Source organism: Arthrobacter sp. CAN_A6, assembly GCF_015751715.1.
Classification (GTDB): Bacteria; Actinomycetota; Actinomycetes; order Actinomycetales; family Micrococcaceae; genus Arthrobacter_D.
The window spans coordinates 1-6,575 of sequence record NZ_JADOUV010000032.1; the positions used below are offsets into that span (position 1 = coordinate 1).

The window sequence follows — 6,575 nt, forward strand, 5'->3', positions numbered from 1 at the left end:
CGTCACCCGGTCTCTTGACCCCACCGGCGGCGGCAGAGCACGCTGGGTGATCAGGTGGAAGCCCGCCCTCAATGCGTTCGCGATCACCTTCGCAGAACGGTTCGAAAGAATTACTCACTGATGAAAACCGCCGGACCCCACACACCGTTTATCGGACAGTCCCACGGGGCATAGGTAATGCCGGTGCGCAGTTGGAAGTGGCCCACTTGTCAGCTCGCCGGGCTTTTTACGACGGTGTAAGTTGGCCCCCCCTGCACCGTTGGAATCGTCAATTCAACGGTGGAGGGTGAGAATGGGGGCACGCATGGCGGTAGCGTGAGCGTTGTCACCGCGGGTGTAGTGGTAATCGGTGCCGTCGTTCTTTGGCTCTTGGCCGGAGCGTTCATTTCCTAGCCGATGAGCATCAGAAGAACGACCGCGACATAGACCAAATGATTTTCGTGGCGAACCATAAGGGTTCTGTCGGCTGCTGTTGCCGTGACGATGCCACCACCGAGGGCGATGATGTCAGTGTTGCTACCTTGACCGACATACTCAGACATGACGGCGTTTTGGGTTTTCCTCACAATTACCAGGTGAGTTGAGTGGAATTAGTGGTGCGCGCGGTATGGGCGGGCAACGACACCGATGGCGCCGGCAAGCATGAGCGCCACGATGCTCAATACGCCGATGACGACATGACGTAAGGAAAGGGCACTGTCTGCCGGTTGTGTTGCGGCGTAAATTGGTGGCGGTGTTTCGGTTCCCTCTGCAAATGGCTGCGGCGTGATGGCGGACGAGGTTTTACCGGCAGAGCCCAGTTCACGTATCTGGCTTATGTTTGGCGTACCGAGTTTCGGGGTGAGGGTGCCACGTGGTGCAAGGGGAGGCGTCATTCCGTTTGCGGGAGCCGGTGGTGGAGATGAGCGCTTGGGGTTCACGATGGGCGCTGGGGCGGCTTCAACAGGAGCAAACCTGTTGGTGGCGTTGGGGTCGGCGTTGCCGGTGTTTTGAGCATCTGGTGTCGGTTTCGCAGCCACTTCAGTGTCGGGCGGTGCCAGTTCCGCAGATTCATTAGATTCAGCATCGGTTTCGGTCGGGAGTGCAGAGGGTGTTGGTTCGGTAAGCGGCGCGGTGGGGGGTGCAAGGGGTACCGGTTCGTTGGGCGGTACCGGAAGCACGGGGATCAGCTCCTCGCCCGGCGGTAGGACAGGTGGAGTAAAGGGCTCCAATGTTGCCGGTGTTGAAGGATCGGTGTTCTCAGTGGGGGAGGGCCCTGGTCCGGGAATGATTGACTCTTCCGTTGGCATCATCGTCTGCGCCGCACTGCCACTGCTGGGGGCAGTGTCCACAGCGAAAGCCGGGGCCGGACCGGCGAGGATCAGCCCGGCCGTGGATAGCAGGACAGTTAGCGTTATTGAATGTGCTGCGTAAAGGCGCATTGCAGGTCTCTTTGATGTGGGAAAGTTCGGTGATAACGATCGCTAGGTGCTCAGGGTCACGGATCCGGTGTAAACGAGGTAGCCGGCTCATCGGCACACCGTGCCGGCGTATCCGGATTGCCTCAGCTTTTATTCGTCATCAGCCATGCCATAGCTTGGTCCGACAGCTAGAGATTTTTTAGCTTATCCTTGCAGCGGCCGGTGATATCGGTGGAAGCCCGATCACAGGTGAGCTGAAGCAGGCTTCTACCCTGCTCGGTTCAACCGAGGTCCGGCTAATGGGCTGGAAATCCTGCGTAAGGAGGATCCCAATGCCGTGGCGGTCGTGCGGCTCGACCTGCAGGAAGACCTCGTGGACTGCGGCATCGGCTGTCCCGGCGAGGTCAGGCAATGTTGCCACCCTGTTCAAGTCATGCCTGCGCCCCGTCATGAGCTGGTTCAGGCCGAGCACCTGGCGCGCGACCGAACCACCGTGAAGCTTCGCTAGTAGCGGCCCAGCTCATCAGCGCCCGTGTTCTGAACGATCAGCGGCAAGTCCGGTGAACGTGCAAACGGCAAACATCACGCGCTGCCGCGACGCCGATCGAGATCAGGGTATCCATGGTGAAGGATAGGTGGCGGGCGTTGATCGCCGCGACCCGGTGGGACGGCCACGCAGCCCAGGTCACCACAAGCAGGGACAAGGCCAAGACAACCCATCCCCAGTGCGGGAACTGTGCTGCCGGCAGCATCGAAATGATCGTGACCGGGAGCGTGAACCCGGCCGCGATGATCAGGCGGCGTTTGAGGCCCGCAATTTTCCTTGCCGCAGCGGAGGTTTTTGCTGCATCCTCCTGCTCGGCGACAGTATCTGCCCCTAACGAAGCCGGCACGCCCGTCGACGGACTGCCGATGCCGGGCATGCCCAGCGCAGGATCCGGACCGGTGAGGTGTGAGGAACCCGTGGGGCTCCCCGGAGCGGAGCCTTGGTGTGCCGGGGTTTTCAGGGTTGTTTTGTAGCCGATGGCGTTCACCGTGTCAATGATCTGTGCGACGCTCACCCCGGCCGGGATCGTGACTTTCGCCGATTTCAGGGGCAGGTTCACCGCAGCCTAGACACCCTCGATTTTTCCGAGCTTCCGCTCGACCCGTCCCACACAGGACGCACAGGTCATGCCCTCGATGTCGAGATCAATGACCTGACCGGCGCTCTTGTCCAGGGTCGTGCCGGTGCTCATACGGAAAGCTCCTTAGCAAATATTGACCAGAAAATAGTCATCAGATTCTGGGCCGGGCACCGGCCATCCTGGGGCTAGGCGTCGACGACGGTGTACCCGGCGGTTTCGACCGCCTTGCGGAGCTCTGCCGGATCGGGTTCGGTTTCAGCGGTGACGTCGGCGGTGGATACCCCGCCGGCATTGAGCTGCACATCGACTTTCTCGACGCCGGGAACCTCCGAGAGTTCCTCCAGAACGGAGGAAACGCAGTGCCCACAGGTCATACCGGAGATTTTGATGGTGGTTTGCATGAGCAATTTCCTTCGACGTGATGTGGGTGGGAGGGAAGGGGTACCGGTGCCGGGCGGGTGGGCGTTAGCGCAGCAGGCGACTGATGGCGTCGGTTGCTTCCTTGACTTTTCCATCGACAGCCGTCGGATCACCGGTCGCTGTGGCTTCGTGCGCCGCGCCGACGACGCAGTGCTGAATGTGTTCCTGCAGCAGGCCGATACTCACCGCGTGCAAGGCCTTATTGATGGCGGCGACCTGGGTCAGGATGTCGATGCAGTACTGGTCCTCATCGACCATGCGGGCAATACCGCGCACCTGACCCTCGATGCGCTTGAGCCGACGCAGGTAGGCGTCCTTGTCGGCGGTATAGCCCCGCTCAACCGCGGCTTCTGTTTCGGTGGTCATGGTGGTCCCCTTTCAACAGAGTAAATATTTACCCCCCGGGGGTACGGATCGCAAGAGGTTTCCCCCACCTCTCCATCATCGTTCATTCCCACCTCCTGAGCATCACGCCGGGTACCAATGACTCTTCGGTCCCCGATTTAAGACGTTTTTACGAGCACCCTCAGTGGTGGTGCTGGTGCTGGTGTGAGTGCTGTTACTTGAACGTGACATTTTATACGGCGGAGGGGTATTCTCGTCGAATGTTCTCAGCACCAGCTGGAACACTCCCGGGCAGAATGCCGAGTCCTGCCACTGACCGGGGTCCGTCTGCATTCCAGGTGGCAGGAACGGGGGAACCACGTTTCCACCGGACCACTTAGTGGTCCTTGGGGTTAAGTCGTTTCGTTCTCACTCGTTGTGAGTGCGAACCGGCCGGGTGTCTCCCATCCGAATCCGACAGCTCACCCCGCAGGCATTGGGAGAGGCAAAAAACATGTTCCGTACGTCCATTTCCGCGCGCCACCGCGCCACCCCCATCCACTCCATCGTCCTCGCGGGACTGGCCTATACGGCCAAGACCAACGCGGTAAACGTCGGCAAGCCGGCCATGATCGTCGCGGCCACCGGCGGTCTCGTGCTCGCTTCAGGAGCAGCAGCCCAGGCCGGCACTTACATCGACACCACGGCCGCAGCCCCGGCGCCGGCCCCCGTCACCGCAGCTCCCGCTGCAGCAGCGGGCACCCACACCGTCGTCGCCGGCGACACCTTGGGTGCTATCTCTGCTCGTTATGGCGTGGCACTGAATACGGTCCTGGCGCAGAACAACCTGTCCTACGCATCCGTGATCTACCCGGGACAGCAAATCAAAGTCTCCGGTAGCGCCTTCGTCGCCGCCCCCGCAGCAGTGAGCCCCGCAGTGGTCCCTGCAGCAGCACCGGCAACCCAGGTGTCCTTCACCGTTCCCGCCCCGGCAGCTGCACCGGCACAGTCCGGGATTTCCTTCGCCTCCAGCACCATCACCCCCGTAGCCACCTCGGCCCCCGCTGCCAGCGGCGTCAATGCGGCAATCCTCGCCTCGGCTTACGCCCAGCTCGGTGCCATTCAGGACTGCACTGTTTTGGGTGAGCAGGCGCTGAAGGCCGCCGGTATCAGCGGAGTCGGGGATGAATCCCCGGCCGGTCTGATGGAATTCGCCACCCCGGTCTCGAACCCCCAGCCAGGCGACTTCATCTACTACGCCGACGGCGGCGCCGGTGTTCCGCACAACGCCATTTACATCGGAGACGGCAAGGCAATCCACAGCGGCTTCAACGGCAACCAGACTGTCATCAACAGCGCTGACATCGGATCAGGACCTTCCTACTACCGCGTCAACGGCTAACCCGCCGTAAGCTGTAAGCGGCAGGCGTCCTGAACGGTGGGCGCCTGCCGCTTTTTTCTGCCCAAAACCAGGAGAAAATCCCTGAACGCAGTATTTGTTAGTGCCAATCCGTGGACATCGATGTCAGGCAGTCCACAATGACGCCCACCAGGGACCGGGCAGCGCGGTCGAGGGCAGGGACGCCGTCGCTTTCACCGCGTGCAGGCAATGCAGTGCCAGCTCACGGACGGCCACATCAGACCGCATCGACTCCCCATGGGAGCCCGCCTGTCCTGTGACTTCCCGGATCACCTTCGCAGGAAAGTCCTGAAGGTGCTCCTGCGGAAGAATCGATGGCACCTACCCGACCCGGGGTGGGTGCCACACCCATATCCGGCGCCAACCACCACCAGTCAGCCACAGCCAGCCACTACCGCCACTACCGGTGCGCCTGGCCGTTCCACAAGGCAATCCCTGACCGCGGCAGCGTCTATTGGATTCGCAGTTTTAGGTGACTAGTTTTGCGTAGACGACGTAGTTGTCGTCGAATTCGCCGGTGTCGGGGTCGTAGCCGTCGCAGGTGATTAGGCGTAGTTCTGATCCTTCGGTGTTGCCGTAGACCGTTTGGGTTGGAAACTGGTCTTTGGGGTATTGCTCGCCGTGGTCGAAGATGAAGGTTGCTGTGGTGCCGTCTTTGCGGGTGACGTTGATAGTGTCGCCGGCTTTGAGGCTGCGCAGGTCCGCGAAAACCCCTGGGCCTGCGTCGGTGGCGTTGACGTGGCCGAGCAGGACAGCTGGTCCGCGTTCCCCGGGGGTGGGGGAGTCGTTGTACCAGCTCGCGGGTGCGCCGGGGCCGTCGGGGGGAACCTCGAGTGAGCCGTTGTCGCGCAGCCCGAGGCTGAGGAGTTCTGATCCGGCGCCGATGGAGGGGATGCTGAAGGAAACGGGGGCTGATTCGGGCAGGACGGGGGATTGGGTCGGGGTGGGGGCTGCGGCGACGGGAGTTTTCGGTGCGGGCGGCGCAGTTGTCTGCGTAGGGGCTGGGACCGCGGGCGTGGAGGAAACCGTCGGCGGTGACGCCGTTTCCTGGCTTTGGGGCGGGGCTTCTGTTGCGCAGCCTGTGAGGATGAGGGCGGCAACTGCTGCTGAGGCAAAGTACCCTCCGCGACGTCCGCTGGATGATCTAAGCATGGTGGGCTTGTCCAATCAGTTCGTGGGGCCTGGAGGATTGTTCCTTGGCGTTGCTGCTGCTGGCCCCAACCAACGTGCTTGATTATTCTTCGAAACAGCCGTCCTTCCGGATGGGTTCCTCGGGAACCGACGGGCCAGCAAGCCTGCTGGGCGGCATCATCGCCGCGACGCTGCGTAATGAACCAATCAGTGATGTTCGCACGCACCGTGGCTGGCGGTCAAAGCGATCCCTGAATCCTCCGACTACGAATGAAATGCATGAGCCTGATACGCGGTAGCGAGGCCAGTGGCGTCGACTCGGTGGCGATGGCTTTATCGCGTCGTCGTGCAGACCAGGCACTCTCCGAGCTTGAACGGTCGTGGATCAATCCTCACCCTGACGCGGTAGTTACTGCTGCACGGCGCTACCTGGCCGCTGCCGAGAGCTGGGCCGATTCCCGTCGTGAGGGCGCCTGAAAAACGGTGCGTTGCTCGTGGCAAGCCGTTAAGAAGCGACCGCAGTCGGCCAGCATTGAAAAACGGCCGCCGCAGAAGCTGGGGGCTTCTGCGGCTGCCGTCTTAGTCGAGCTGATCGTTGAATCAATCAGGTTCGATCAGTCCGTCGATCTGTGGTGCTGTTTTTCGATTATGCGTTGGTGTTGCTGCGGCGGACCATGAAGGTTCCGCCGGCTGCTGCTGCCAGGACCAGTCCGCCACCGAGGGCGAGCATGGCGGTGTTGGATCCGGTTTCCT

General features: G+C 61.6%; 8 protein-coding genes, 1 pseudogene and 1 riboswitch. Of the genes and pseudogenes, 2 read left to right on the top strand and 7 right to left on the bottom strand.

The features are described 5' to 3' along the window. Positions 1-389: 389 nt before the first annotated feature. The 5 genes and pseudogenes from IWX75_RS17275 to IWX75_RS17300 form a co-directional block, all read right to left on the bottom strand. The gene (locus tag IWX75_RS17275) at positions 390-542 is read right to left on the bottom strand and encodes a hypothetical protein (RefSeq protein WP_196823493.1); all 153 of its coding nucleotides are present in this window, start codon (positions 540-542) and stop codon (positions 390-392) included. A 48-nt stretch (positions 543-590) separates the two neighbouring features. Next, positions 591-1,160, bottom strand: a complete 570-nt coding sequence (locus IWX75_RS17280) for a hypothetical protein (protein ID WP_196823494.1) — start codon at positions 1,158-1,160, stop codon at positions 591-593. An 827-nt stretch (positions 1,161-1,987) separates the two neighbouring features. Beyond that, positions 1,988-2,638: pseudogene (locus IWX75_RS17285) on the bottom strand (cation transporter); the annotation flags it as partial. A gap of 74 nt (positions 2,639-2,712) precedes the next feature. Next, positions 2,713-2,928, bottom strand: a complete 216-nt coding sequence (locus tag IWX75_RS17295; protein WP_196823497.1) for a heavy-metal-associated domain-containing protein — start codon at positions 2,926-2,928, stop codon at positions 2,713-2,715. Between the two features lie 64 nt (positions 2,929-2,992). Continuing rightward, positions 2,993-3,313 carry a metal-sensitive transcriptional regulator gene (locus IWX75_RS17300; protein WP_196823498.1) on the bottom strand — a complete coding sequence of 107 codons (321 nt, stop codon included), beginning with the start codon at positions 3,311-3,313 and terminating at the stop codon, positions 2,993-2,995. A 268-nt stretch (positions 3,314-3,581) separates the two neighbouring features. Then, a riboswitch (cyclic di-AMP (ydaO/yuaA leader) is annotated at positions 3,582-3,781 on the top strand. A gap of 4 nt (positions 3,782-3,785) precedes the next feature. Here IWX75_RS17300 and IWX75_RS17305 point away from each other — a divergent pair. After that, complete coding sequence (locus IWX75_RS17305) at positions 3,786-4,673, top strand: LysM peptidoglycan-binding domain-containing protein (protein ID WP_196823499.1); 888 nt, start codon at positions 3,786-3,788, stop codon at positions 4,671-4,673. 123 nt (positions 4,674-4,796) lie between these two features. Here the strand turns inward: IWX75_RS17305 and IWX75_RS17825 are convergent, their stop codons facing one another. Both IWX75_RS17825 and IWX75_RS17310 read right to left on the bottom strand, forming a co-directional pair. Then, on the bottom strand, positions 4,797-4,919 hold the full coding sequence (locus IWX75_RS17825; protein ID WP_334684456.1) for a hypothetical protein: 123 nt from the start codon (positions 4,917-4,919) through the stop codon (positions 4,797-4,799). Between the two features lie 240 nt (positions 4,920-5,159). Further along, on the bottom strand, positions 5,160-5,843 hold the full coding sequence (locus tag IWX75_RS17310) for a class F sortase (protein WP_196823500.1): 684 nt from the start codon (positions 5,841-5,843) through the stop codon (positions 5,160-5,162). Between the two features lie 258 nt (positions 5,844-6,101). Between IWX75_RS17310 and IWX75_RS17315 the strand changes: the two genes are divergently transcribed. Beyond that, complete coding sequence (locus IWX75_RS17315; RefSeq protein ID WP_196823501.1) at positions 6,102-6,299, top strand: hypothetical protein; 198 nt, start codon at positions 6,102-6,104, stop codon at positions 6,297-6,299. Positions 6,300-6,575 lie beyond the last annotated feature (276 nt).